22 protein-coding genes are annotated in these 23,730 nt (G+C 54.0%); 8 read left to right on the top strand and 14 right to left on the bottom strand.

Annotated elements, in window-relative coordinates; translation table 11 throughout:
- Positions 1-951, top strand: a complete 951-nt coding sequence (gene ftsY / locus G6Q15_RS07475; RefSeq protein ID WP_240330802.1) for a signal recognition particle-docking protein FtsY — start codon at positions 1-3, stop codon at positions 949-951.
- Positions 951-1,598: an inner membrane-spanning protein YciB gene (locus G6Q15_RS07470; RefSeq protein WP_164117300.1), complete on the top strand. Its 648-nt coding sequence runs from the start codon at positions 951-953 to the stop codon at positions 1,596-1,598. The genes ftsY and G6Q15_RS07470 overlap by 1 nt, the downstream gene beginning before the upstream one ends.
- 187 nt (positions 1,599-1,785) lie before the next feature.
- Here the strand turns inward: G6Q15_RS07470 and G6Q15_RS07465 are convergent, their stop codons facing one another.
- Positions 1,786-2,403, bottom strand: a complete 618-nt coding sequence (locus G6Q15_RS07465; RefSeq protein ID WP_164117298.1) for a superoxide dismutase — start codon at positions 2,401-2,403, stop codon at positions 1,786-1,788.
- A gap of 198 nt (positions 2,404-2,601) precedes the next feature.
- Between G6Q15_RS07465 and G6Q15_RS07460 the strand changes: the two genes are divergently transcribed.
- A complete protein-coding gene (locus tag G6Q15_RS07460) occupies positions 2,602-3,165 on the top strand; it encodes a urate hydroxylase PuuD (protein ID WP_164117296.1) in 564 nt (187 codons plus the stop codon).
- Positions 3,166-3,241: 76 nt separating this feature from the next.
- Here G6Q15_RS07460 and G6Q15_RS07455 read toward each other — a convergent pair whose 3' ends face one another.
- Genes G6Q15_RS07455 through glmM form a run of 4 tightly spaced genes read right to left on the bottom strand, consistent with a single transcriptional unit; the run spans position 3,242 to position 7,123 of the window.
- Positions 3,242-4,387 carry a TIGR03032 family protein gene (locus tag G6Q15_RS07455; protein WP_240330801.1) on the bottom strand — a complete coding sequence of 382 codons (1,146 nt, stop codon included), beginning with the start codon at positions 4,385-4,387 and terminating at the stop codon, positions 3,242-3,244.
- A 5-nt stretch (positions 4,388-4,392) separates the two neighbouring features.
- Entirely contained in the window at positions 4,393-5,553 is a 1,161-nt protein-coding gene (gene thiD / locus G6Q15_RS07450) for a bifunctional hydroxymethylpyrimidine kinase/phosphomethylpyrimidine kinase (RefSeq protein ID WP_205518116.1), read from the bottom strand.
- Positions 5,550-5,783 (bottom strand): DUF1272 domain-containing protein, encoded by a 234-nt coding sequence (locus tag G6Q15_RS07445; protein WP_164117292.1) that lies wholly within the window; start codon positions 5,781-5,783, stop codon positions 5,550-5,552. The genes thiD and G6Q15_RS07445 overlap by 4 nt, the downstream gene beginning before the upstream one ends.
- The gene (gene glmM, locus G6Q15_RS07440) at positions 5,783-7,123 is read right to left on the bottom strand and encodes a phosphoglucosamine mutase (RefSeq protein ID WP_164117290.1); all 1,341 of its coding nucleotides are present in this window, start codon (positions 7,121-7,123) and stop codon (positions 5,783-5,785) included. Before glmM ends, G6Q15_RS07445 begins: the two co-directional genes overlap by 1 nt.
- Positions 7,124-7,256: 133 nt before the next feature.
- Here glmM and G6Q15_RS07435 point away from each other — a divergent pair, with 133 nt between their 5' ends.
- Positions 7,257-8,705, top strand: a complete 1,449-nt coding sequence (locus G6Q15_RS07435) for an alanine/glycine:cation symporter family protein (protein WP_164117288.1) — start codon at positions 7,257-7,259, stop codon at positions 8,703-8,705.
- Positions 8,702-9,694 carry an aldo/keto reductase gene (locus G6Q15_RS07430; protein ID WP_164117286.1) on the top strand — a complete coding sequence of 331 codons (993 nt, stop codon included), beginning with the start codon at positions 8,702-8,704 and terminating at the stop codon, positions 9,692-9,694. Before G6Q15_RS07435 ends, G6Q15_RS07430 begins: the two co-directional genes overlap by 4 nt.
- A 2-nt stretch (positions 9,695-9,696) precedes the next feature.
- On the opposite strand, the gene G6Q15_RS07425 is transcribed toward G6Q15_RS07430, so the two are convergent.
- Genes G6Q15_RS07425 through G6Q15_RS07410 form a run of 4 tightly spaced genes read right to left on the bottom strand, consistent with a single transcriptional unit; the run spans position 9,697 to position 14,786 of the window.
- Positions 9,697-10,350, bottom strand: coding sequence for an NnrU family protein (locus tag G6Q15_RS07425; RefSeq protein ID WP_345940291.1), 654 nt, complete (start codon positions 10,348-10,350; stop codon positions 9,697-9,699).
- 51 nt (positions 10,351-10,401) lie between these two features.
- Positions 10,402-11,688: an amidohydrolase family protein gene (locus G6Q15_RS07420; RefSeq protein ID WP_164117283.1), complete on the bottom strand. Its 1,287-nt coding sequence runs from the start codon at positions 11,686-11,688 to the stop codon at positions 10,402-10,404.
- The gene (locus G6Q15_RS07415; protein ID WP_164117281.1) at positions 11,685-13,106 is read right to left on the bottom strand and encodes an amidohydrolase; all 1,422 of its coding nucleotides are present in this window, start codon (positions 13,104-13,106) and stop codon (positions 11,685-11,687) included. Before G6Q15_RS07415 ends, G6Q15_RS07420 begins: the two co-directional genes overlap by 4 nt.
- A gap of 39 nt (positions 13,107-13,145) precedes the next feature.
- Entirely contained in the window at positions 13,146-14,786 is a 1,641-nt protein-coding gene (locus tag G6Q15_RS07410) for a peptide MFS transporter (protein ID WP_164117279.1), read from the bottom strand.
- Positions 14,787-14,989: 203 nt separating this feature from the next.
- On the opposite strand from G6Q15_RS07410, the gene G6Q15_RS07405 reads away from it, so the two are divergent.
- Both G6Q15_RS07405 and G6Q15_RS07400 read left to right on the top strand, forming a co-directional pair.
- Positions 14,990-15,571 (top strand): nitroreductase, encoded by a 582-nt coding sequence (locus G6Q15_RS07405; protein WP_164117277.1) that lies wholly within the window; start codon positions 14,990-14,992, stop codon positions 15,569-15,571.
- Positions 15,572-15,615: 44 nt separating this feature from the next.
- The gene (locus G6Q15_RS07400) at positions 15,616-15,963 is read left to right on the top strand and encodes a GntR family transcriptional regulator (RefSeq protein ID WP_164117274.1); all 348 of its coding nucleotides are present in this window, start codon (positions 15,616-15,618) and stop codon (positions 15,961-15,963) included.
- Between the two features lie 13 nt (positions 15,964-15,976).
- On the opposite strand, the gene prsR is transcribed toward G6Q15_RS07400, so the two are convergent.
- From prsR to G6Q15_RS07385, 3 genes are all read right to left on the bottom strand, one after another.
- The gene (gene prsR, locus G6Q15_RS07395; protein WP_164117272.1) at positions 15,977-17,353 is read right to left on the bottom strand and encodes a PEP-CTERM-box response regulator transcription factor; all 1,377 of its coding nucleotides are present in this window, start codon (positions 17,351-17,353) and stop codon (positions 15,977-15,979) included.
- Positions 17,353-19,461, bottom strand: coding sequence for an XrtA/PEP-CTERM system histidine kinase PrsK (gene prsK, locus G6Q15_RS07390; protein WP_164117270.1), 2,109 nt, complete (start codon positions 19,459-19,461; stop codon positions 17,353-17,355). The genes prsR and prsK overlap by 1 nt, the downstream gene beginning before the upstream one ends.
- Before the next feature lie 182 nt (positions 19,462-19,643).
- Positions 19,644-21,035, bottom strand: a complete 1,392-nt coding sequence (locus G6Q15_RS07385; protein WP_164117268.1) for a helix-turn-helix transcriptional regulator — start codon at positions 21,033-21,035, stop codon at positions 19,644-19,646.
- Between the two features lie 174 nt (positions 21,036-21,209).
- Here G6Q15_RS07385 and G6Q15_RS07380 point away from each other — a divergent pair, with 174 nt between their 5' ends.
- Positions 21,210-21,704: a hypothetical protein gene (locus G6Q15_RS07380; protein ID WP_164117266.1), complete on the top strand. Its 495-nt coding sequence runs from the start codon at positions 21,210-21,212 to the stop codon at positions 21,702-21,704.
- 18 nt (positions 21,705-21,722) lie between these two features.
- Here G6Q15_RS07380 and G6Q15_RS07375 read toward each other — a convergent pair whose 3' ends face one another.
- Positions 21,723-22,316: a DUF3501 family protein gene (locus G6Q15_RS07375; RefSeq protein ID WP_164117264.1), complete on the bottom strand. Its 594-nt coding sequence runs from the start codon at positions 22,314-22,316 to the stop codon at positions 21,723-21,725.
- 46 nt (positions 22,317-22,362) lie between these two features.
- Positions 22,363-23,691 (bottom strand): heterodisulfide reductase-related iron-sulfur binding cluster, encoded by a 1,329-nt coding sequence (locus G6Q15_RS07370; protein ID WP_164117262.1) that lies wholly within the window; start codon positions 23,689-23,691, stop codon positions 22,363-22,365.
- Positions 23,692-23,730 lie beyond the last annotated feature (39 nt).

Raw genomic sequence — 23,730 nt, 5'->3', positions numbered from 1 at the left:
ATGACAGAAGAATATACACGATATAGCGACATGCCCGGCTGGTCGGAAAAGCTGCTTGGTGGCTTTAAAAAGACATCAGAACGCCTGACACAGAATATCAGCGGCATTGTCACAAAGGAAAAGCTGGATGACACGCAACTCGGCGATATCGAAGATGCGCTCATCATGTCCGACCTTGGCCCGGAAGCGGCGGCGCGGGTACGTGAAAAACTGGCGTCAGAACGTTTTGAGAAGGGCCTGGATGAAGCAGGCCTGCGCAACATTGTGCAGGCGGAAATTGCCAATATTCTGCGCGATGTTGCCAAACCGCTCGATATTGTCGCCTTTCCGCGCCCGCAGGTCATACTGGTCATCGGCGTCAATGGATCGGGCAAGACAACCACCATTGCCAAGCTTGCCCATCTGTTTCAGGAACAGGATTATGGTGTATTGCTGGCGGCGGGTGACACGTTCCGTGCGGCCGCGATCGGCCAGCTAAAAATCTGGGCTGACCGGTTGGGCATAGAGATTATGAGCGGCAAGGAAGGCGGCGATGCAGCAGGCATTGTCTATGACGCCGTCAAGCACGCCACAGCAACCGGCATTGATGTACTGATTGTCGATACGGCAGGTCGTTTGCAAAACAAATCCGAACTTATGGATGAACTTGCGAAAATCCGGCGCGTGCTGGGTAGACTGAACGCCGAGGCACCGCATGATGTGGTGCTGGTTCTCGACGCCACCAATGGCCAGAATGCATTGTCGCAGATCGAAACTTTCCGCGATTTGGCGGGCGTCACCGGCCTTGTCATGACCAAGCTGGACGGCACGGCGCGCGGCGGCGTGCTGGTCGCGGCAGCAGAAAAATATGGCATGCCAATCCACGCTATTGGCGTGGGCGAAACCATTGACGACCTGCGCCCCTTTGATCCCGATTATCTGGCCCATGTCATTGCCGGAGGTGACAAATAGTGAGCGAAACAGCCGATCCGCAAAAAGATGTTAAAAAAGGTCATGCCGGCCTTAATTTCCTGATTGATTTCGGGCCGCTCCTGATATTCTTTCTGACCTACCGTTTTTCGGGTCCATCGGAAAACCCCCTTACGGCCACAATCAAAGGTACTGGCGCATTCATGATTGCGATCATCATCGCACTGATCGTGTCAAAATGGAAACTGGGCAAGATTTCACCCATGCTGTGGCTGTCATCGGTGCTGGTGATAGGTTTTGGCGCGCTCACCATCTATTTCAACGATCCGGTCTTTATCCAGATCAAGCCCACCATCATCTACAGCTTTTTCGCAGCCATCCTGTTTGCAGGTCTGTTGCGCGGCAAGGCAATGCTCAAATATCTGCTTCAGGCCGCTTTTGAAGGTGTCGATGATGCAGGCTGGCTTAAACTGTCACGCAATTGGGGTGTTTTTTTCATCATACTGGCTATTGCCAATGAAATATTGCGCCGCCCGGAATGGTTCTCATTCGATACATGGCTCACGGCCAAAGTCTGGGGCTTTACTGCTGCATCGTTCATTTTCACAATGTCACAAATCCCCATGCTGATGCGCCATGGGCTGGTTGTCGAGGACGGCGAAGAGAAAACCAGCGAAAATAGCCAGTAATTCAAATCATATAGCAGTTTAAAAAATCTTAACCGCCGCACGATAAGGTGACAGCAGGGGTGGGAGCGATATTTTTATCGTTCGCCTGGGCGAGTTATAGAGTCGTGACTATATTCCCACCCCAACCCATTAAACAAAAAGGCGGACCGATATGGCCCGCCTTTTCTTATTTCAGTTATGACAGGCTTTAGCCCTGGTCCGCGCGGCTTATGCCCTCACCGTCCAGATTCTGTGCCACAAATTCCCAGTTGATCGCTTTGTCCAGAACGGTGCCGACATAGCCGGGGCGTGCATTCTGATAATCGATATAATAGGCATGTTCCCACACATCGAGTGTAAGCAGCGGTTTCATACTGTGCGCAACCGGGGAATCCGCATCGTGCAGTGATGTGATTTCCAGCTTGTCACCATTTAGCACCAACCATGCCCAGCCGCTTGCGAAATGGCCAACGGCCTCATTCTTGAACTGTTCCTTGAACGCATCAACCGAACCGAATGACTCTTCTATCTTGGCTTTCAGATTTGCAGGCATTTCCTGTGTTTCCGGGCTCAGGCACTGCCAGAAAAAACTGTGGTTCCAAACCTGCGCGCTATTGTTGAAAAGGCCCTTGTTACCGCTCGCGTGTGCTGCCTTGATCACTTCGGAAAGCTTCTTGCCTTCCAGGTCGGTGCCGGCAACCGCGTCATTGGTCTTACCGACATAGGCATTATGGTGCTTGCCATGGTGATAATCGAACGTGTCTTTCGACATGATGTCACCAAAAGCTGTCTTGTCATAGGGAAGGTCGGGAAGTGCAAATGCCATGTCTGGAATCTCCATCAGATTGATTAATTATATAGGCTTCATGCGATAAACACATAAACGCTGCGCAAGTTGCATATGGTGGTCGCTAATTTGGAGTAAACCCCTTCTTGCCGGTTTTTTTGATGTGACAATCACGCGCCAATCCCATAATGTTGCGATAGCAACCCAAATATGGGTACGGCAACAGGGGGAGAGAAAATGGCTAAAATCTTGGGAAATCTTAACACCACACTTTTGATCGGGTTGGTACTCGCGATCGCATTGATATTCTATGCGCATGGTGATGCAACCACTGCAAACCAGATATTCCGCTGGTTCCACGCATTTATCGGCATCTTGTGGATAGGTTTGCTTTACTATTTCAATTTTGTACAAATACCGGCCATGGCTGCCATACCGGCTGAACAGAAACCGGCAATCTCCAAGCACATCGCGCCAAGTGCACTATTCTATTTCCGCTGGGCAGCTGCATTTACAGTACTTACTGGCTTGATTGTTGCACATCTTGGCGGTTTTCTGCATCAGGCGTTGATGCTGCAGGAAGGTTACCGGCTCATAGGTATCGGCATGTGGCTGGCCATCATCATGGCAGCCAATGTGTGGTTCATTATCTGGCCGAACCAGAAAAAAGCACTCGGTATTGTCGAAGCAAGCGACGAACAAAAAGCAAATGCCGGAAAAATCGCAATGATGGCTTCACGCACCAATACGTTGCTGTCGCTGCCTATGCTATATTCAATGGTCAACGCCAATATGGGATAATGGCTTCTTGCCATAGCAACGCAAAATGGGGCCGGGCATATCGCCTGGCCCTTTTCGTTCTACTCCAGTGATCTGGTTATCCGCTCACCCATTCGGGCGTTTCAAACGTCACAAAGTCACGTATTTCCGAAGATTGCGGTCCCAATGTGATCGGGTTTTTCACTGCTGGCAGCACACAGACATCAAACAATTCAGTAATCGCCCCGTCAAAGCGGATCCACTGTGCCACATCGCCATTATTCAGCGAAACAATCTGCACGCCGCACCACGCATCGGCGGCTTTCTCCTCCAGCTTTTTATCAAGTTCCAGTCCTTCAAACCGGCCGTGACGCGGTTTGGACAGCGTTACAAAAGCATGCCCGCCATGAAATGCCAACCCGCGCAGAAAGCCGGGAAAGGAAGCCACAGGTCCAAATGCGCCGCTACCCATATTGATCGTGCCCATTTCACCGCTGCCTGAATTAAGCACCCATAGCTGTCCATCATGCACACGTGGACTGTGCGGCATGGACAGGCCTTCAGCCACAATCTCATCTGTATCCACGTCAATTATGATACCGCCGTCATGCCGCCGGTCACGCCAGCCATCCGCCACATCACTGCGACATACAGCGCTTACATATCTGGGCTTTCCTTCATGCATGGCCAGCCCATTCAGGTGGCAGCGGTCTTCGGATGCCAGCTTCGATATGAAATCGGGCTTCCATACGGGCTTGAAACTGTGCGTCAGGCTAGGTTCGCACAGGCAGCTATAGCGCGTGTTGACGAACACTATCCTGCCGTCATGCCTTATCCCCAGTTCATGAATGTCGACATTGCCCGTTGTCTGCATGTTACGCGGCACGTAGACTTTATCGTGCGCATTATTGGTCTGTTGATCCGGGCCAAGCACATTTTCCATCCGCACAATCTGGGTCAGTGTGCCCAGGTAAATGCGGCTCGCATCCCCGGTCACGCCCATGGCCTGCGGATAAATCGCCTCATGCAGCGCCAGCTTGCCATCCGCGCTATGACCAATCAGGTAGAGCCGCCCTGTCTGATAAGACGTAAAACCAATGGATATGCCATTGGCGGCCAGAAAGCCGGGGAGGCCCTGCGAAAAATTGATATTGATCTTGCCTGCTTCTTCAGCAGGTGTAGCAGGCGCTTTGGTGGGCGTATTGGTATTTTCCGGCGCGATGGCCTGTCCGCCCGTAATTTCAGTCTCTGTTATATTGCCCATCCCAGCTATCCTTTTATCCGCCATGGCGGGAAGCGGCGGTTTTCGCCGGCGTGATATAAGCAGACACTATTGCCATGTGGGTCGCGCAGACGCGCCTCACGCCAGCCCCAGCTTTCGTCGCGCGGCATTTGGTCAAATGTGAGGCTCGATTGGACTAATTCAGCACACCATTGGTCAATATTCGCGCTTTCAAAATAGATCACATTATCGCCAGGCGCTTTATCAGTGGCATGCAGCGAAAAAGTGACGCCGCCGCCGGTTTCAAAGCGGGCATAGCGTGGCGGGCTGTCCACTATCTGCGTAAAGCCCAGTTTTTTATAGAAAGCCACTGATGCGGTATAATCGCTGCACCCGATGGTAAACTGGTTTAGCATCGGCATGGGCAGTGCAGCGTCAAGCCGCACGTCGCCATGGCCCATTGGTCCGTTACCCGGCACAATATCAGGCGCGCTGTGTAGTGCCATGCGGACAAAATGCCGCGCCCGGGCAGTGGCATCTTCCAGCGGCAGGCTATGCCCCATATAGGCCGCAATCGCGCTCGACAGGGTGCAGCCCGTGCCATGCATATGCGGTGTATCAATGCGGGGATCGCTCCAGGCTGCAATTTCGCCTTGCTGTCCAATCAACCGGTCGGTGAGCATATCCCCTGCCCCCTGTCCGACTTTCATATGCCCGCCTTTAACCAATAATACCGAGCCATGCTCCAGCACAGCCGCCTCTCCGCCGAGCGCTTCGAGTTCGGGCAGGTTGGGCGTGGTGAGCGTAGCAATATCCATCAGTTTTCCAAACGCAGCGATAGTTGCATCATCCGCCAGCACCGCGCCACTGGTCGCCACAATTACAGGGTCAAGTATGATCGGTACGCTATCAGCGATATCTGCTAGCTTGTCTGCGACAGCCATAGTTGTTTCAGCCGACCCAATCATGCCAATTTTAACAGCATCAATCCCAAAATCGCTGATAACAGCGTCTATCTGTTGCAATACCATCTGTGTGGGTATGCCGTGTACTGCATCAACCCCGCGTGAATTTTGCGCTGTCACCGAAGTTATCGCAGTCATCGCATGACCGCCCAGCATCGTGATTGTCTTGATGTCCGCCTGAATACCCGCACCGCCGCCGCTATCGGAGCCTGCAATGCTCAATATACGCGGTGTTTTTATCATGCGTTGCGCTTATATTTCCGCTCAGTGCTCGCTGGAAACTTTGTCAGCAGCGCCTCTGGCCGGGGTGGACGCAAATGCAGTGGTCCACCGCAATTAGGGCATGTGCCAGATAACGGTCCCTTGGCGCATTCGAAACAGAATGTGCATTCGAACGAACAGATATGTGCCCCCTTTTCATGCACGCTCACATCTTTACCACACCGTTCGCAATCGGGACGCATCTCCAGCATTATTCGGCTACCTCCGCTACTTTTGCACATATCCGGTCGACAACCTGTTCGACCTGTGCCGCATCATCGCCTTCCGCCATCACACGGATGACCGGCTCTGTTCCTGAAGGACGGATGACCAGACGGCCACTACCATCCAGTTCTTTTTCAGCCTCGGCAATTACCGCCTGGACCTCAGCATCCTCCAGCGGCTTGCCACCCGAAAAATGCACGTTTTTAAGAAGCTGCGGCACCGGATTGAACAGGCGCAGCAGTTCACTGGCCGGCTTGCCACTTTCCACCAGCGCCGCCAGTACCTGAAGCGCCGCCATCGTGCCATCGCCTGTTGTCGCATGGTCAATCAGGATCATATGGCCCGACTGCTCTCCGCCGACATTATAGCCGCCCTTGCGCATTGCTTCGAGTACATGGCGGTCGCCAACCTTGGTGCGCACCAGTTCGAGCCCCTGCCCCTGCAGATAGCGCTCCAGGCCCAGATTCGACATGACAGTGGCCACCACACCGCCGCCGCTCAATATGCCATGCCGGTGCCATTCGGTGCCGATCAACGCCATGATCTGGTCGCCATCCACGACCTGACCTTTTTCATCGACGACAATCAGCCGATCCGCATCACCATCCAGCGCAATGCCGATATCCGCGCCTTCTTCTACAACGCGTTTCTGCAACTCTTTCGTATGGGTGGACCCCACACCATCATTGATATTACGGCCATTGGGTTCGACGCCAATCGCGGTTATCTTCGCACCTAATTCCCAAAGCGCCGCCGGGGCGACTTTATACGCCGCACCGTGCGCACAATCGAGCACGATATGCAGGCCGTCGAGCCGTATATGGTCGGGTAGAGACCCTTTTACATCATGGATATAGCGGCCCATCGCATCATCTATCCGCCTAGCACGTCCCACTTCGGGCGCATCCGCCAGCGCAATATCGCTCTCAAGCAGTGTTTCGATGGCCGTTTCATCCTCATCGGACAGCTTGAAACCATCAGGACCAAACAGCTTGATACCATTATCCTCATAGGGGTTATGGCTGGCCGATATCATTACACCCAGATCAGCGCGCATTTCACGGGTCAGCATCGCCACTGCCGGCGTTGGCATCGGGCCCAGCAGGACGACGTCCATGCCAACACTGGTAAAACCGGCCACCAATGCGGATTCCATCATATAGCCGGAAAGCCGCGTATCCTTACCAATTACTACGCGGTGGCGATGGTCACCGCGCAGAAAATACGTGCCCGCAGCCTGCCCGACCTTCATCGCCGTGGCTGCGGTCATGTTGCCCTTATTGGTACGCCCCCGGATACCGTCCGTGCCAAAAAATTTTCTCTGCATAAATGGTTCGCCCGCACTGTTTCTTACTTATGTCCTGTCATGCACGTAAAGCCCGCCGCCATGCAAGGGTGGGAAGGCCGCAGGGGGAAATATTTACTTCCTGTCATGGCCGGAACATGCCAGAGTTGGCGGGATGATCAATTTCCTGACAGATGCGATTAGCTGGCTGAACAGCACGGTATTCATGAAAATCCCTTTTTTCGGAAGTGAAATTCCGTGGGTGGTGTTGTGGCTGGCCATACCAATGGTGATTTTCACGATTTGGTTCGGCTTTATCAATCTGCGCGCCATACCGACTGCATTCCGTGTGCTGCGCGGGCGTTATGACGATCCGAAAGCCCCGGGGCATATCTCGCAGTTTTCCGCACTGACCACCGCATTGTCGGGCACGGTGGGCCTAGGCAATATCGCCGGGGTCGCGGTCGCCATAGCCAGCGGCGGACCAGGTGCAGCATTCTGGATGTTTATCATCGGTTTCTTTGCAATGACACTGAAATGCGCGGAGGTCACGCTGGGCCTCAAATACCGCGAAGTCGATGCCGATGGCACAGTGCGTGGCGGGCCGATGTACTCCCTGAAAAACGGTTTTCGCGCCAAAGGCATGGCAAAACTGGGACTGGTACTCGGCGGTATCTATGCCGTACTGCTGTTCGTCGGTGCAATCCCCATGGTGCAGGTCAATCAGAGCCTGTCCGCACTGGTTTCCACCAGCGGTATGGAAAACAGTTTTAACAACAAGCTGATCTTCGGCCTTGTCATGGCCTTTTTCGTTGGCCTGGTGGTGATTGGCGGGGTCAAGCGCCTTGGCCGCGTGACATCCATTCTCGTTCCATTCATGGCGCTGATATATCTCACGGGCGTGCTGATTATCATCGCCGTGAACTTTGCCGAAGTGCCAAATGCCATCGCCCTGATAGTGAGCGACGCCTTTTCCGGTGACGCAGTGGCAGGCGGCATGGTTGGCGCTTTTATCGTCGGCATGCAGCGCGCGGTCTACTCATCCGAAGCGGGTGTTGGTTCGGCCGTTGTCGCCCATGCGCAGGCCCGCACCCATGAACCCGCTTCCGAGGGGCTTGTTGCCCTGCTGGAGCCATTTATCGATACCGTGATCGTCTGTTCGCTTGGGGCGATTGCCATCGTGCTGGCGGGCACATGGCAAGTTCCAGAAGGCGATATCAGCATTACGGTCGCAGCATTTGCCCAGATTTCAAGCTGGTTCCCATGGCTGCTGACACTTGCTGTACTGCTGTTCGCGCACAGCACGTTATGCGCATGGGGATTTTACGGCCTGCAGGGATTTGAATATATGTTCGGCGCCGGAAAATGGCGCTCTTTGGGTTATAAGCTTGCCTATATTTTTGTACTGCCCGTGGCCGCCCTGCTCGACAAAAACAGTGTGTTCGACTTGATTGACAGCGCTTTTTTCCTGATGGCCATACCCAATGTTATTGCGCTATACCTGTTCGCACCGGAATTACGCCGCGACTTACTGGATTATATGGGCCGCTCCGCGCGCGGCGAAATTCCGCTCGCCAGATCGGACAATAAAATTCCGCAGATACAAAGGGACACAGGCTTATGAAGTATCGCACCCTGGGAAACGATCTTGAAGTATCAGCCCTCGGGCTTGGCTGTATGCCGATGGCAGGTATTGGCAGCGCAATGTATGGCACGGCGGATATGCAGGAATCGCTTGCCACGATTGATCGTGCCATAGAGCTGGGCGTGACGTTTTTCGACACGGCCGAAGTCTATGGCCCACACAAGAACGAGGAGCTACTCGCCCGCGGGATCAAGGACAGGCGCAACCGCCTTGTGATTGCCACCAAATTCGGGTTCAAATTTGACGAGAGCGGGTTTCACGGTGTGGACTCTACCCCAGCCAATGTCCGCAGCGCCTGCGAAGGATCACTGCAAAGGCTTGGTATCGATACTATCGATCTGTTTTACCAGCACCGCGTCGACCCCAATGTACCGATTGTGGAAACAATCGGCGAAATGGGCCGATTGGTGGAGGAAGGCAAGGTCCGCTTTCTGGGCCTGTCCGAGGCCGGCGTGGACACAATTCGGGTAGCGCATGAAGAACACCCTATTACTGCATTGCAAAGCGAATATTCGCTATGGGAACGCGATGTGGAAGAGGAAATCCTGCCGCTTTGTGACGAACTGGGTATAGGTTTTGTACCCTATAGCCCGCTAGGCCGAGGTTTCCTGACCGGCCAGATCAAGTCGCGCGATGACCTGCCAGAGAATGATTATCGTCGCCGTGACCCGCGATATAGCGAGGAAAATTTTGACCAGAATCTGAAAATGGTCGAGGTGGTCGGGACTATTGCCGAAGCGCATGGCCGCTCACCCGCACAGGTAGCGCTGGCATGGCTGCTGGCTCAAGGTGACAATATCGTGCCTATTCCTGGCAGTAAACGGCGGGCGACGCTGGAGGACAGCATGGCCGCCGTGGATATTGCGCTCACCGGTGATGAGCTGGAAGCGCTGGACAAAGCCGCACCAGTCGGCGGTACCGCGGGCAAACGCTATGGCGATGAGTTGATGAAAATGGTGCGGCTGTAATACTACAGGTAAGACCATATGCCTGCTTCAGGCGCGCCCAGCGGCGCATGTAGCCAGGTGGCGAGAAGCCATAGCAGAATACCGCCCACAAATGCGATCCAGCCTGGTGCGGCCAGCCCCCTGCCAAACGGTATGAAACTGGTCGCCGATTTCCATTGCCGCCACGCATCGCCCAATAGCCGTTCCTTCTTGCGGTCCTGCATATGCGCGCCGACCAGTGCGAGGAAGATAATACTGCCCATCAGGATGAAATTATCGATCCGCGGCGCGATCATGATATGCACCAGCGCCCAAAGCGCGAATGACCACATCATCGGATGGCGTGTGATGCGAAACACGCCATGTGGAGGGGGGATATCCCGCTCAGCCGCTTTCGGATTCGGCAGTGCGGGATTGCGGATATTTGAGCCGACATAAAGAATGGACGCCACAAGCATGACAAGCGTCGCGCTGTCCCATATACCGCGTCCTGCGCCCCAATAAGGCGCACTGGACGGGATAGACATATAGGCCCAGATCATCAGGCCCAGGAAAATCGCCGCAACCAGCGAATAAAGCCCCAGAAAACCGCCCGTACCAAAGCGTGCTACAAGGCCATCGCGCATAGGGTGTGACATGATAAAATGACTGGCGACGAAAGCCGTACAAGCAAGCAGCAGAGCAATTACAGGGTTTATGACTTATGTCTCCTTGATTGCGGCGTTGGACTACCTTTCATAGGCTTTTGGCAGTGTGTCTTCTTCCGGGGTACGGTACCGTTCGCGCAAACGTGCCTGCCGGTTGTCAAGAGATTGCTGCACGCCGTCAATCATCACCATGACAGGCGCCGAGGACAGCTCAAGCGGATCTCCGTCCCATATTACCACATCGCCCGCCCTGCCTGGCCTGAGCGACCCGATACGGCCGTCGATCCCCAGTGTCTTGGCAGGACCTGATGTAATAGCGGCAAATGCTTCGTCCCAACTCAGGCCGCTCGCGCCCGGGATCTTGCCAATCGCCACAAGGTTACCCGCATATTGGGCCGAATAGCGCAGCTGTGTCTGGTCCCAGTCATTAATCATGCCAATGGCGATATTGACCCCGGCGCGCTTCATGCGGCCGATATTGGACTGTGTCGCGGCAATGCTTTCAAATGATTCGGGCAGGTCATTCAGCGCGGATGCAATCACCGGAATGCCTGATGCCGCGATCTTGTCCGCCACGAGCCAGCCTTCGCTTACCCCCACCATCACCAGTTTGATGCGCGGATATTCACGGCCCAGCTTGATAAGCTGCAATATATCCGACGCGCGTTCGACATGAACAACAAGCCGGACACGGCCATTTATCACATCCTGCAGTGCGCGGGCATCAGAGCGTGTGAGAATATCAGAATCATATGACACTGGTCCACGTGCATAACGCGCCGCTTCGGCCAGCATGGAGCGAAACTCAGCATAAAGCGCGCTGCGGCTGCCGCCTGCTTCTGCTGCGCCGCTTTCCCCAAATTCGACAAACTGAAAGGCGCGCGCCTTGGTTATGGCATCATAATCCTGCCCCAGGTCAATCACAGCACCGAACCCGGCAAAAATATTCCGTCCGGTTGAAGGTGCTACAACGGCACGGGTCACCCCCGCCGTACGGTTGACAGCGATGGCCGATGCTTTTGGATTGATGGCCGGAACGACGTCTATCGACGCATTATAGGCAGAGCTGCCACCGCTAATATCATTGGTCTGGCTGACGGCGCCAATTTCACTGAGCCCAACCCGGCTGAACCCTGCAAAAATACCTGGTGTCACCCAGCGGCCCGTTGCATCCACCCGCCGCGCATCCGCGGGTATAGATACATCGCTGCCAGCAGCAACTACCTTGCCATCGCGCAGCACGACCGTGCCGCCCTCAACCGGAGCGCTGCCATCGCCAATTACGACCTTGCCGCCTGTTATAGCCACGGTTTCGGCGGCGGCAGGTGCGGCGATCAATGCCAATGCGAAGAGAAGATATTTCTTCATTTCACATCTCCCTCACCAGGTTGGCCAAGTTCAAAGTCGCTCACCGGACGGCGTGCAGGATCGTTCGCATCGTAAAGCAGCGCGCCATCCACCCAGACTTTTTCGGGGCGCGAATATACGCTCAAGGGATTGCCGTTCCACAGTACGACATCTGCCATCTTGCCAGCTTTCAGGCTGCCGGTGCGCTCCTCAATACCAAGCGCTTTCGCGGCATTATAGGTGATCCAGCGGATCGCTGTCGCATCGCTGATATCCAGCCCCATGCGGCGGCCATCGGCCAGTGCTTTTGCCGCTTCCTGATTAAGCCTTTGTATCTGGTCCTCATCATCGCTGTGAATGATGGCGCAGGCTCCGGCATTTTCAACCAGTGCCGCATTTTCCGGAATCCCGTCATAGGCTTCCAGCTTGAACCCCCACCAGTCGGCCCACATTGCTGAACAAATGCCATTGTCGCGCAGCAGGTCGGCAATCTTGTAGCTTTCAACTGCGTGATGAAACGCCGATACGGTATAACCGAATTCCTTGGCCATATCGATCACCGTCGCCATTTCATCGGCGCGGTAACAGTGGTTGTGGATTTTGATCTTGCCTTCCAATGCACCTTTCAGCGTATCCATGCCGATATTTCGCGCAGGCGGCGTACCGCCTTTATCGGCATACTTGTCCCAGCGGCGCTTATATTCCACCGCCTTTGCCCAAGTCTGGCGGTTGAGCGCCAGATTGCCCATCCGGCTGCCAGGTTTCTGCCGCCGTGAGCCATAAACACGTTTCGGGTTTTCGCCACACGCCATTTTCAGGCCATAGGGCGCATCGGGAAATTTCATCGCCTGTGTAGTGCGGGCGGCCACATTTTTCAGCGTCACTGAACGGCCGCCGAACAGGTTGGCCGAGCCAGGAAGTATCTGCAGTGACGTCACGCCGCCATTAGCGAGCGCGCGGCTGAACCCCGGGTCCTGCGGCCATACGCCGTGTTCCGCCCATACATCGGGCGTGACAGGTCCGGTCACTTCATTGCCGTCTGATACCGCATCGACCGAAGGCGATGGATAATTGCCCAGATGGCTGTGCACATCGATAATGCCAGGCGTTACATATTTTCCAGTGCCGTCAAGCACTGTCGCACCGTCCGGTATAGCCGTATCCGGCCCCCCGACAGAGACAATCTTCCCACCTGACAGGAACACCACGCCGCTATCAATACGTCCGCCCTCCCCGTCATAAACGGTAGCCCCGGTTATGACAGTCGCAGCGGACGGATAAGGTTTATAGGTAGAGGGATAAGGATTATCGGAGAACCGTACACGCTCTGTCTTGTCAGTTTCGGCACTGCCATTGCTCTGGACCTTGTTATCCGAAGAGCTGGCGGCACATCCCACCATTGCAATTGACAGCAATGGTGCCAACAAAGCTATGCGCATACGGTTTCCCCTATAAGTAGTTTTCCCTATCGTGCCGGATTAGTCACGGGTGGCAGGATGAATGCCCGCCGCCTGTGGTTCACCGATATCGCTCTGACCAAGCAGGTCATCATCAATCGTCTCGTCCGCCAATGTATCCAGGTGCATCAGTTTCTTGATGAACGGGCTGATCACCATCACGGCAACACCAATGCCCACAGCATACAGACCAACTGTCTGATAAACATCCAGCACTACCTCTTTACCGGCGGTTTCACCAACGCCTTCTGCGCCTGTAGCCGAGGCTATTAGGCCAGCAGCGAAATTACCGGTTGCCGAAGCAAAGAACCATACACCCATAATCAGTGAGGCCATATGCGACGGAGCCAGACGGTTCATCGCCGAAAGGCCCACTGGGCTGAGGCAAAGCTCACCAGTGGTGTGCAATAGGTAGAGCAGGAAGATAAAGATAACCGGTGTCGGAATATCAATGCCCACTGAACGTGCGCCCCATACCAGCACCAGGAAGCCAATACCAACCTGCACAACGCCAAGGCCAAATTTCATCGGTGCGGAAGGTTCTGCCCCGCGCTGGCCAAGAAACTGCCAGATCATTGCGAAAACCGGTGCAAGCAAGATGATATAGATTGCGTTGATTGACTGGAACATGGATGCTTCCACACCCGCACGGTCAACATGACGGTCTGTGAAGAGGTTGAGACTGGAGCCCGCTTGTTCAAACAATGCCCAGAAGACAATGGAGACAAAAATCAGGAACATAGCCGCAAAAATACGATCACGCTCTTCTGATGTTAGCTTGGTTACAGCGGTGAGCATAACATAACCCACCAAAATGGCACCAAAACCGCCAAGGAAATAACCGACAACTTGCTGATACTGTACCAGTGTCCAGCAGAGGGCAACCATCAGGAGACCGATGCCGTAAAATAACCATTCGCGTTTGAAACCGCCAACGGTTTCACGCAGGTATTCCGGGTTAGACGGCTCGCCTTTGCCCATCAGCAATGGCTTACCGAGTACGAAGAAGATCAGACCGATCAGCATACCGATTCCAGCAAGGCCAAAGCCATATTGCCAACCGTAGGTTTGCCCCAGATAACCACAGATAATGGATGCCGTCGCCGCACCAACGTTAATGCCCATATAGAAAATTGTATAAGCCGGGTCACGGCGGATATCCGTACGTGAATAAAGTTGACCGACAATCACCGAGATATTGGCTTTCAGAAAGCCTGAACCCACAATGATGAGAGCAAGAGCAAGCCAGAAGACATTGATAACCGGATCAGATTGTCCGCCACTGCCCTCAAAGGCCATGAAAAAGTGACCGATCGTCAGCAGCACAGCACCAAACAGAACCGCTTTGCGCTGGCCCAGGTACTTATCCGCCAAATAGCCACCAACTACAGGTGTGATATAGACCAGAGCCGTATATGCACCATATATGATACTGGCTTCACTATCAGAAAACATCCAATGCTGGACGAGATAGAAAATCAGCAATGCGCGCATGCCGTAATAGGAAAAACGTTCCCACATTTCGGCAAGGAAAAGGACAAAAAGCCCTTTTGGATGTCCCGCAAATTCGGGTTGCGGACGTGTCACAATAAACAGGCCGCCAAGCAGGAATGCAGCAAGAACAACCACCGCACCATAGAAAAGCACTAGCTCAAAAGTCATAAATTCATACCTTCAGATATTCTCGGACCCGGGAAATTACGGGTGAATTCAACAATTTGTGGAGAATATTTCTCCCCCATACATGCCACTTACGGGCATTTTGATTCCCGCACAGTAGCCAAAAAATTGCTCGTGTGAAGAAGATTGTTTCAATTGCTATAAATTTATGGCGATTTTCCGACATATTCCCTACATGGTTTTTCATGTTTAACGACCTGACTTCTGCCGCATCCTATATTGCCACCCGCCGTTCATGCCGCCCGCGTGACATGATCGCACCCGGACCGGATCCGGCTGCACTGCGTGATATCGTTGCCAACGCGCTACGCACGCCCGACCATGGCAAACTTGCCCCTTGGCGTGCCGTTCATGTAAAATCCAGCCAGCGTCCGCTTCTGTCCGAAAAACTGCAAACGGCTTACCTTGCGGAAAAAACCGATGCCGGCAGGCTGGAGCTTGAGGCGATGGATATGTTTGCCCGTCATGCGCCTGAATTGCTGGTCATTTTACACTCCCCCCGCGAAAGCAGCAAAATCCCTGCATGGGAACAGGAACTGAGCACCGGTGCATTCTGCATGAACATATTGCACGCCGCACATGTGCACGAATTTGTCGGCGGCTGGATTACCGGCTGGCCTGCCTATAGCGACGCCGTGCGTGATTTTTTCGGAGCGGCGCCAGAGCGTATTGCCGCTTTTATGTATCTTGGATCGCCTGCCAAACCACCCGAAGAACGCCCGCGGCCAAGGCTCGATGATATACTGTCCGAATGGGATGGCGGATAGGAAAACCCTTGACCTGACGCGCTGTATTATGGCAGTGATGCAGTATGACTGAAGCAACCAAACCCGTATATCTTAAATTGCGTGATATTATCGCGGCCTCCATTCTAAGCGGCGAGTACAAGGAAGGCGACATGCTGCCATCCGTACGCAGCTTTGCAGCGAAGCAAGGTGCAAATCCACTCACCGTTGCCAAAGCCTATCAGGGGTTTCAGGACGATGGCCTGGTCGAGGTGCAACGCGGTGTTGGCATGTATGTCGCAGGCGGCGCCACGGAAAAGCTGCGCACGCAGGAGCGTGATAATTTCATGCAAAACGTCTGGCCGCCTGTTGTCAGACAGATGAAACGGATCGGCATCTCTCCACAGGAACTTCTGTCTCTCGAAGACTGTTAGATATCCGCTTTACCTAATTCTGCAGATCGTATTGCTTGAGCAAATCATATAATGTCGGTCGGCTGACACCCAGCAGCTTTGCAGCGTTTGAAATGTTGCCTTCGGTCCGTGCCAGTGCGTGACGGATGGCTTTGCGATCAGCCACTTCGCGTGCAGCCTTCAGGTTCAGGAATTCACTTGTCTCCTCTTCGCCCTGCGCCATATCAAGGTCGGCAGCTGTCACCAACTTGCCATCGGCCATGATGACAGCGCGCTTTACCCGGTTTTCCAACTCGCGCACATTACCGGGCCATTGCCAGCTGTCGATAGCCGCCAATGCATCAGGGGCAAAACCCTTGACCATCGGCTGGTATTCCGCCGCATATTTGGCGAGGAAATGCTTGGCGAGCAGTGGCGCATCACCAGGCCTTTGCGCCAATGCGGGTATACGGATCACAATCTCAGCCAGGCGATAATAGAGATCCTCACGGAAACTGCCCTCGCCAATCATTGCTTCCAGGTTCTGATGCGTGGCACATACAATACGCGTATCGACAGGTATCGGCTTGCGCCCGCCAATGCGTTCAACAACGCGCTCCTGCAAAAAACGCAGCAATTTCACCTGGAGAGGCAGCGGTATATCGCCCACTTCGTCCAGAAATAATGTGCCGCCATTGGCCATTTCGATCTTGCCTTCGGTGGTCTTGACTGCGCCGGTAAAAGCCCCTTTCTCATGGCCAAAAAGTTCGCTTTCCAGCAAGTTTTCGGGAATGGCTGCACAATTGATCGCTACAAATGGTTGCGCCTTGCGCTCGCTCTGGTCGTGCACGCCGCGCGCCAACAATTCCTTGCCGGTACCACTCGCACCAAGCAGCATGACCGAAACATTGGTATTCGCGACACGTTCAATCGTGTGCGCTACCTGCATCATTTCCGGCGCAGCGGTCACCATCTGACCCAGTACGCGGTGATCCTCACCTACCTTGGCCTGTAACGCGATATTTTCACGTTCCAGCGCATGGACATGGAATGCGCGCTTTACGATCATACCCAACTCGTCAATATCAACCGGCTTGCTGTAAAAATCATAAGCGCCCTGCGCCATTGCCTGCAGCGCGCTTTCGCGCGCTCCGTGGCCAGAGGCGATAATCACCTTGGTGCCCGGTTTGGCCTGCAATATCTGTTCGAGCGCGGCGAAACCTTCAGTCGTGCCGTCGGGGTCTGGCGGAAGGCCCAGATCGAGCGTCACTACATCGGGTTCTTCCGAACGCAGCAAAGTCAGTGCTTCTTCCCGGCTTCCCGCCAACAGGACAGTGAAATCCTCATAAGCCCATTTCAGCTGTTTCTGCAGACCTGCATCATCCTCGACCACCAACAGTTTGGGCAGGTTCTTGCTATTTTTCTCTACCATCAGGCTGCTTTCTCTTTCTGTTCAAGGTTTTCTTCTGGCGCATCATCATATTTTGCGAGCGGCAGGCGGATGGTGAAACGGCTGCCTTCGCCTGCACGGCTTTCCACCTCAATCCGGCCTTGCATCGCCTCGACCAGCGTGCGTGCTTCATAGGCACCGATCCCGAAACCGTCATTCTTGCTGGAAACAAATGGCTTGAACAGTTTGGAACGGACAAAATCCGCCGTCATGCCTTCACCCGTATCGAACACCTCAATGCAGCCAAACAGGCCATCACGGTAGTTTTTGAGCATGACCGGCTGTCCCTCACCGCTCGCATCAATAGCGTTCTGGACAATGTGGCTCACCACCTGCTCCAGATTATCGGCATTTGCAGTCACGGACATTGTCTCCATGCCCAGTACCCGGACATCATGCGCCGGTGATTTTTCATCGGCTACCTTCCTGATAATCGCTAGTGTATCGACATGTGCGCTTTCATCGCTGGGTGTGCGGCCATATTGCGACAGTTTGGCCAAGAGGCCATTCATCCGGTCCACCGATCCGCGCAGGGTATCGACCATATCGGCGCGAAAATCCGGGTTATTCGCATGTTTTTCCGCATTGCGCGCAACCAAGCTGAGCTGGCTCACAATATTCTTGATATCATGCATCACGAAGGCAAACCTGCGGTTAAACTCGTCAAACTGGCGCGACTGGAGCAGTGCCTCCTGCCCCTTCTCCTCGGCCAGATAGCTTGCAAGCTGCCGCCCTACGACGCGCAGCATGTCAAAATCTTCCCAGTCCAGCGTGCGCATAAAGGGCGGCCGCGAAAGCACCACTAGCCCTGCCAGCCGGTTATAGTGGACCAGTGGCACCAGTACCCACGCGCTTTGCTCCGACAATAGCCAGGCCGGGACGGCCTGTACGTCACAATGTTCATCATCACCCGAACGCAGCCGCGCCAGTTCCACAATATCGCCTGTTCTTTCAAAATAGGCCATCGTACCTGCCTTGCATGCATTTGCGGGCACTTTTATCGCCGGCCAGTTCCAGCGCGCTTGCAGTTCCAGTCGACCATTTTCATTGGGCGTCAGCAACAGTCCAGCGGGGCTTTCGGGAATATCAGCCACGGCCTGTATCACGCGTTCATGAAATGGCGCAGAATCCGCTGAAGGACGCCCGATCGTGTCAGTAAAGCGCATCCATTCCGAACGGTAGTCATACCGGTGCTGATACAGGTGCTTGGCAATCTTGACCTTGAACCAGGCGCGGTATTTGCCCGACGGCAGAAAAAACAGCGCCGCCATCGACATGCCGAATACAATACTGATCTGCGCCAGCCGCGCATAATCTCCGCCAATCAGCTGTATCACCTTGGCAAGCAGCACCATGACGGCAAGATAACCACCAATTGCAACCAGCGAAAATGACTGAAACGCCATGGAACGTGAAAGATGCACTGGGCGCGCCTCGCCGCGCTGCGTGGTAAAAGCGAATAAAGGGATCACAAACACGCACATCGCGCCGCGCAGAGCCATCAGCTCCGGTGACAGTTCGCCCGAAAGATAGGCAATCGTATAAAGATTCAAGTCATAAACCCATAATATCGCAAGCCCGAGGACGGGTAACCGTGCCCAGGCCTGTTTGGTGAGCGATGACAATGTATGGAGGTTGTGCACAAGTACCAATGCACCGACCACGAACAGCATGCGCATGACAATGCCGGAGTAAAGTACCAGTTGTGCCGATTTACCCTCAATATTGAAGAATATTCCCAGACTATCGATCGCTATCTGAGCCATCAAAATGGTGCCCAGCACATAGTAAATTGCCGTGACTGTTTTGGGACCTGTATTTTTCCCGCCTGAGCGGAACAGGCTGTACATAAATGCCAACCAGGCAAAATTCCTCACAATTTCCGCAAAGATAGTCAGCACGGCCATATGCCCGTTAATGGCATGCACAAGCGACCAAAGGCTGGTGAAAGCAACCGCGACGATCAGCATATGTATATGGCTGGCCGACCTGCCATGACGCTGCCAAAGCCATATGACAATTGCCGCACCGAAAAACGCCGCACCGATATGGGACCAGAAGTCTATATGTGACCAGATCTGCGGATTCATCAGATGATTATCTTTCCCAGTACAACAGGTCCAAATACAAAACCGAGCAATGTGAGGAATAAACAAGATTTTTGTTCAAGACCTTACATCAAATAGCTACCCAACACCCTCACATGGAGAACCATGGGAAACTGTCGGTTATTTTTACAGTAAAGGGTTAATATTTAATTACCGAAAGATGGCTAATCCGGGACGAAATCAAAGGGGGTAATGCCCCTTTCACGATCGTCGAATTTCAATGTGCGGCCCTGGGGTGGCACGGAACGCTGTGCACAGTCGCTGCGCTTGCACGCGGCACAGCCAAGGCCGATGGCTACCGCATCCGTATGTTCCATATCCAGTGATCTCGCATATATCATTTGCCCTGCATGTTCCGCTGCGACACCGAGGCCTATAGAAAATTCAGGGGCCGCACCGCCCGCGCCATAGCCGGTCCCCTGCACTGTGCGTGAGATGGTGAGCCAGCGTGACTGGTCTTCAAGCTCCACCAGCTGTGCCTGTATCTTACTTGGCGCAGCAAAACTGTGGTTCACATGCCATAGCGGGCACGTGCTGGCACTTTCGACAAGTGGAGCATTGCTTGCTCCGGCATAGCGTTTGGAAAATTGCCCAGCCCGGTCGACCCGTACCATGAAAAATGGCAGGCCTCGCGCGCCCACGCGTTGCAACGTGGTTAGCCGGTGCGCAACTTGTTCAAAACCGGCACCAAAGCGGCGCTGCAATATGTGAATGTCATAGCCAGTCTGTTCGCATGCGCGCAGAAAACGGCCATAGGGCATCATCAGTGCGGCGGCAAAATAGCCCAGCAAGTGGCGCTGTAAAAAACGCTCTGCAGCGCGATTGCCAAACTGTGCCCCGCGCACCAGATCAGACACCATATCGCTGAATTCCAGCTGTCCCAGCAGATAAGCCGCCTGAAATGTGCGTGATGCAGGGTCCAGCATTTCTGACAGTTGTAGTTGCCGCGCATGCAGGTCAAAACGGCGTAGTTTGTCAGGCATGACCGATCCTGGCAATATACGGATCATTAACTGATGCCGGCTGCGCAGCCGTTCCGATATGGCAGCATAAAGGTCAGCATTTTGCAGACGCAGCTCATCCGCCAGTTCTTCGGTCCGGCTGTCCAGATCAGCAAAATGGTTGCGCCAACGCTCAATCTCTCGACGAACCAGCGTGACCGGGCTTGCGGCCGCCCCCTGTCCCTGCTCAATTGCTGACACACCGCGATCAAACAGCTTGGCAAAAGCCTCCACGGTGTTGGGCGCAGCCATCATCCATTCCTCAAGTTCCGATTTATCGACCTGCAGTTCGGAAAATAATGGATCCGACAGCCTGCGGCGCAAGGCATCCATGCCGCCGCCCGGTTCCTCCGCGGTGAGGCTGCGTGGATCAAGGTCGAACCTTTCCGCCAGCGCGAGCATCAGCCGCGCACTGAGCGCCCTCTGGTTACGCTCAAGAAGGTTGAGATAACTTGGCGAAATATCCAGCAACTCGGCCATTTTGGCCTGGGTATGCCCATGATTACGCCGCAGGCGGCGCAGGGCGGGACCTGCAAACAGTTTTTCATTGCTCATATAAAAGGCTTGTCAATAAATTTACAAATGCTCAAGAAATTTCTGCTTTTTGCCGGGTTTTTTGTAAATATCCGCCTGATATTCGCGTGTATGGCCCATGCGCGTAAGTGATTATTAACCCTATCGCGCTATCGCCTGCCCTGATTATTCCATACGGTCTGACCGGAGCGGCGCATGTATAAAATATTCGCATTGGGTGTGCTGGCAATTGCCCTTGTTGTGGCATTGTTCATTGATGGCTTCATGCCAGCTACAACTCCGTCCGCTGAAAATGCCGCCGAACAACAACCTGCCAACACACAGCTAGAACAGCAACCTGCAGGAAACGATATGGCTGTGGCCGAAAATTACGCAGCGGTATCGCAGGAAGCCGAAGAGTTTGATGACAGTTTTGGTGAACCCACGGATACTGGCCTGCCAATGTTTGACACCAAAGGCGCGGCAGAAGACGAGGATTTTGGTGATATTGTAGTTAGCAGGGATCAGGAAGATCCCCAGCCATCGCAGGCAATTGAGGGACAAGCTTTAACCGCTGGCCCCGCGCCAAGGATTGTCAGAACACTGCCGGAACAGGACACAGCGAAACCTCTTGCCCGGCCCGCCGCAAAATATGTGCCGAAGGCAGAGCTGGAAACTGCTATCAAACCAACGGAAACCATCCGTTATTAAAGCCGTACAGGGTCTGTTTTATAGACATTCCCTACCCAGAACATCGCGCATCTCATTACTGATTATCGCGGCATGTCCGTAATTGGGATGGGTAATCTGAAACATAATCTGCCCCTCCCCATTTTTCCATTTGGCGATCTGCTGGGCTGTCATCGGGAAATGCAGGAACTGTACCGCGCTTGCCTTGCCTGACGCGCTGGTGCGATCGACATCCTGTTCAGGTTCGGCAGCAACCATATCACCGTCAATATTGATGAATATCTGTTTTTCGACACCTCCCATGGTACGCAGGAACGCATCCCGCTTTTCCGCATCGGGAATTTCGAACATCAATGTCACGGTCAGCTCCGACCCGCTCGGAATCATGGGATTATAGGCCTCCAGCTCATCGGCAAGCTGCTGCTCTCCGCCTTTTTCAATGCGCAGCATCTCCTGCACCTGCAGCCACATGCTGTCCCATGTTTCAAATGTCACAGCCGCATGGGGTCCAACGGCAAGCCGTGTATATTTTTTGCGCAGCAAGCTTTCTTGACGCTTGTCCCTGCGGATAGTTTCGTAATCTTCAAGCGACATAATATCGCTGGCGGTTATCGTGCGTTGGTCGCGCGGCATGGATACTCCAATATTTTATCTTGATATTCTATTTTGAAGATCGGGCCTAAAGCCCATAGGCTTTCGCCATTACTTCAATCGGGTGGCCGATACGTTCCGGTGTGTCTGCATTGCCGCCAAGTTCCATCACCTGCTGCAAATGCGGGCCGGCGAGCGGACATTCGCTCACAACATAATCAGGCTTGTTTTTCATTAACGCCCTCGCGGCGGGGCGGCCCACCTTAACGGCAGTGTCGAAATTATCCTTGAAAATACCCCACTTGCCGCCATGGCCAGAGCAACGCTCGGTTAGCATTGGCTTAGCTTCGGGGATCAGCTTCAACATTTCCATCGCTTTCGGCCCCATATTCTGCGCGCGGGCATGGCAGGCGAAATGGACACCAATATTGGCGTCCATCGCGTCAATCGGTGTCAGACCACGTTCTTTGGACAGGCCGACAATATACTCCGACAGGTCGTAAGTGGCGGCCGACAACTTTTTCACATCCACGTTTTCAGGCTCAATCAACGGCCATTCAAATTTCAGCATCAGCGCGCAAGATGTGGTGAGCGGGACAATGCCATAGCCCTCCTCCACCAATGGCACGAAAAAAGCGGCTATGCGTGTCGCAGCACTAGCAACGGACGGCAGGTCACCATTTTCCAGTTTCGGCATCGCGCAGCATTCAGGATGTTCGATCCGCACTTCAACACCGTTATGCGCAAGCACTTTCATGGTAGCTTCGCCCATGGTCTGGTCATTGAAATTGCCATAGCAGGTAGCGTAGAGAATGACCCGCTTGCCAAACGCCGGACCGTCAGGATTAGGCGCGGGAATGCGCGGTGACTGGTGGCTGAGCGGAGTTTCCGAAAATTCGGGCAGATGTGCGCGGCGGTCCACACCCACGGTACTTTCCATCAGCGGACGGGTCAGGCCATTATCTACCTTTGTCGCCCAGTTTGCTGCACCGGACAGCACAGCCCCGATCTTGCCGTTGCGGTCAGTCTTGGCAAGCTGTTTGTCAGCAAAGCGGGTCTGACCCTTGCGATGCTCTACAGCGCGGTAACGCAGCATCAGGTGCGGGAAATCAAGGTCGAACTCATGCGGCGGCACATAGGGGCATTTCACCATGAAACACATGTCGCACAGAGTGCAGTCGTCAACCACGGCCTTGAGATCGCTGACGGTGAGGTCTTCGACTTCCTCATTCGGGCTTTCGTCAATCAGGTCGAACAGCTTGGGGAAACTACCACACAGGTTGAAACAGCGGCGGCAGCCATGGCAGATGTCAAACACCCGGCGAAGCTCCGCGTCCAATGCCTCTTCATCATAATATGCCTCGTCCTGCCACGCGATCGGGTGACGCATGGGGGCGTCAAGACTGCCTTCTTTCATGTGAGAAAGCCTTTCGTGAAAAATTACGGCCTATGACCC

It is taken from the genome of Sphingorhabdus sp. Alg239-R122, from assembly GCF_900537065.1.
Classification (GTDB): Bacteria; Pseudomonadota; Alphaproteobacteria; order Sphingomonadales; family Sphingomonadaceae; genus Alg239-R122.
This window is presented reverse-complemented; position numbering and strand designations above follow the sequence as displayed.

Excerpts from the sequence above, each read along its gene's own strand:
- ftsY (WP_240330802.1), top strand. The coding sequence starts at position 1 with ATGACAGAAGAATATACACGATATAGCGACATGCCCGGCTGGTCGGAA.
- G6Q15_RS07465 (WP_164117298.1), bottom strand. The coding sequence starts at position 2,403 with ATGGCATTTGCACTTCCCGACCTTCCCTATGACAAGACAGCTTTTGGT.
- G6Q15_RS07460 (WP_164117296.1), top strand. The coding sequence starts at position 2,602 with ATGGCTAAAATCTTGGGAAATCTTAACACCACACTTTTGATCGGGTTG.
- G6Q15_RS07455 (WP_240330801.1), bottom strand. The coding sequence starts at position 4,387 with ATGGGCAATATAACAGAGACTGAAATTACGGGCGGACAGGCCATCGCG.
- thiD (WP_205518116.1), bottom strand. The coding sequence starts at position 5,553 with ATGATAAAAACACCGCGTATATTGAGCATTGCAGGCTCCGATAGCGGC.
- G6Q15_RS07445 (WP_164117292.1), bottom strand. The coding sequence starts at position 5,783 with ATGCTGGAGATGCGTCCCGATTGCGAACGGTGTGGTAAAGATGTGAGC.
- glmM (WP_164117290.1), bottom strand. The coding sequence starts at position 7,123 with ATGCAGAGAAAATTTTTTGGCACGGACGGTATCCGGGGGCGTACCAAT.
- G6Q15_RS07435 (WP_164117288.1), top strand. The coding sequence starts at position 7,257 with ATGATCAATTTCCTGACAGATGCGATTAGCTGGCTGAACAGCACGGTA.
- G6Q15_RS07430 (WP_164117286.1), top strand. The coding sequence starts at position 8,702 with ATGAAGTATCGCACCCTGGGAAACGATCTTGAAGTATCAGCCCTCGGG.
- G6Q15_RS07420 (WP_164117283.1), bottom strand. The coding sequence starts at position 11,688 with ATGAAGAAATATCTTCTCTTCGCATTGGCATTGATCGCCGCACCTGCC.
- G6Q15_RS07415 (WP_164117281.1), bottom strand. The coding sequence starts at position 13,106 with ATGCGCATAGCTTTGTTGGCACCATTGCTGTCAATTGCAATGGTGGGA.
- G6Q15_RS07410 (WP_164117279.1), bottom strand. The coding sequence starts at position 14,786 with ATGACTTTTGAGCTAGTGCTTTTCTATGGTGCGGTGGTTGTTCTTGCT.
- G6Q15_RS07405 (WP_164117277.1), top strand. The coding sequence starts at position 14,990 with ATGTTTAACGACCTGACTTCTGCCGCATCCTATATTGCCACCCGCCGT.
- G6Q15_RS07400 (WP_164117274.1), top strand. The coding sequence starts at position 15,616 with ATGACTGAAGCAACCAAACCCGTATATCTTAAATTGCGTGATATTATC.
- prsR (WP_164117272.1), bottom strand. The coding sequence starts at position 17,353 with ATGGTAGAGAAAAATAGCAAGAACCTGCCCAAACTGTTGGTGGTCGAG.
- prsK (WP_164117270.1), bottom strand. The coding sequence starts at position 19,461 with ATGAATCCGCAGATCTGGTCACATATAGACTTCTGGTCCCATATCGGT.
- G6Q15_RS07385 (WP_164117268.1), bottom strand. The coding sequence starts at position 21,035 with ATGAGCAATGAAAAACTGTTTGCAGGTCCCGCCCTGCGCCGCCTGCGG.
- G6Q15_RS07380 (WP_164117266.1), top strand. The coding sequence starts at position 21,210 with ATGTATAAAATATTCGCATTGGGTGTGCTGGCAATTGCCCTTGTTGTG.
- G6Q15_RS07375 (WP_164117264.1), bottom strand. The coding sequence starts at position 22,316 with ATGCCGCGCGACCAACGCACGATAACCGCCAGCGATATTATGTCGCTT.
- G6Q15_RS07370 (WP_164117262.1), bottom strand. The coding sequence starts at position 23,691 with ATGAAAGAAGGCAGTCTTGACGCCCCCATGCGTCACCCGATCGCGTGG.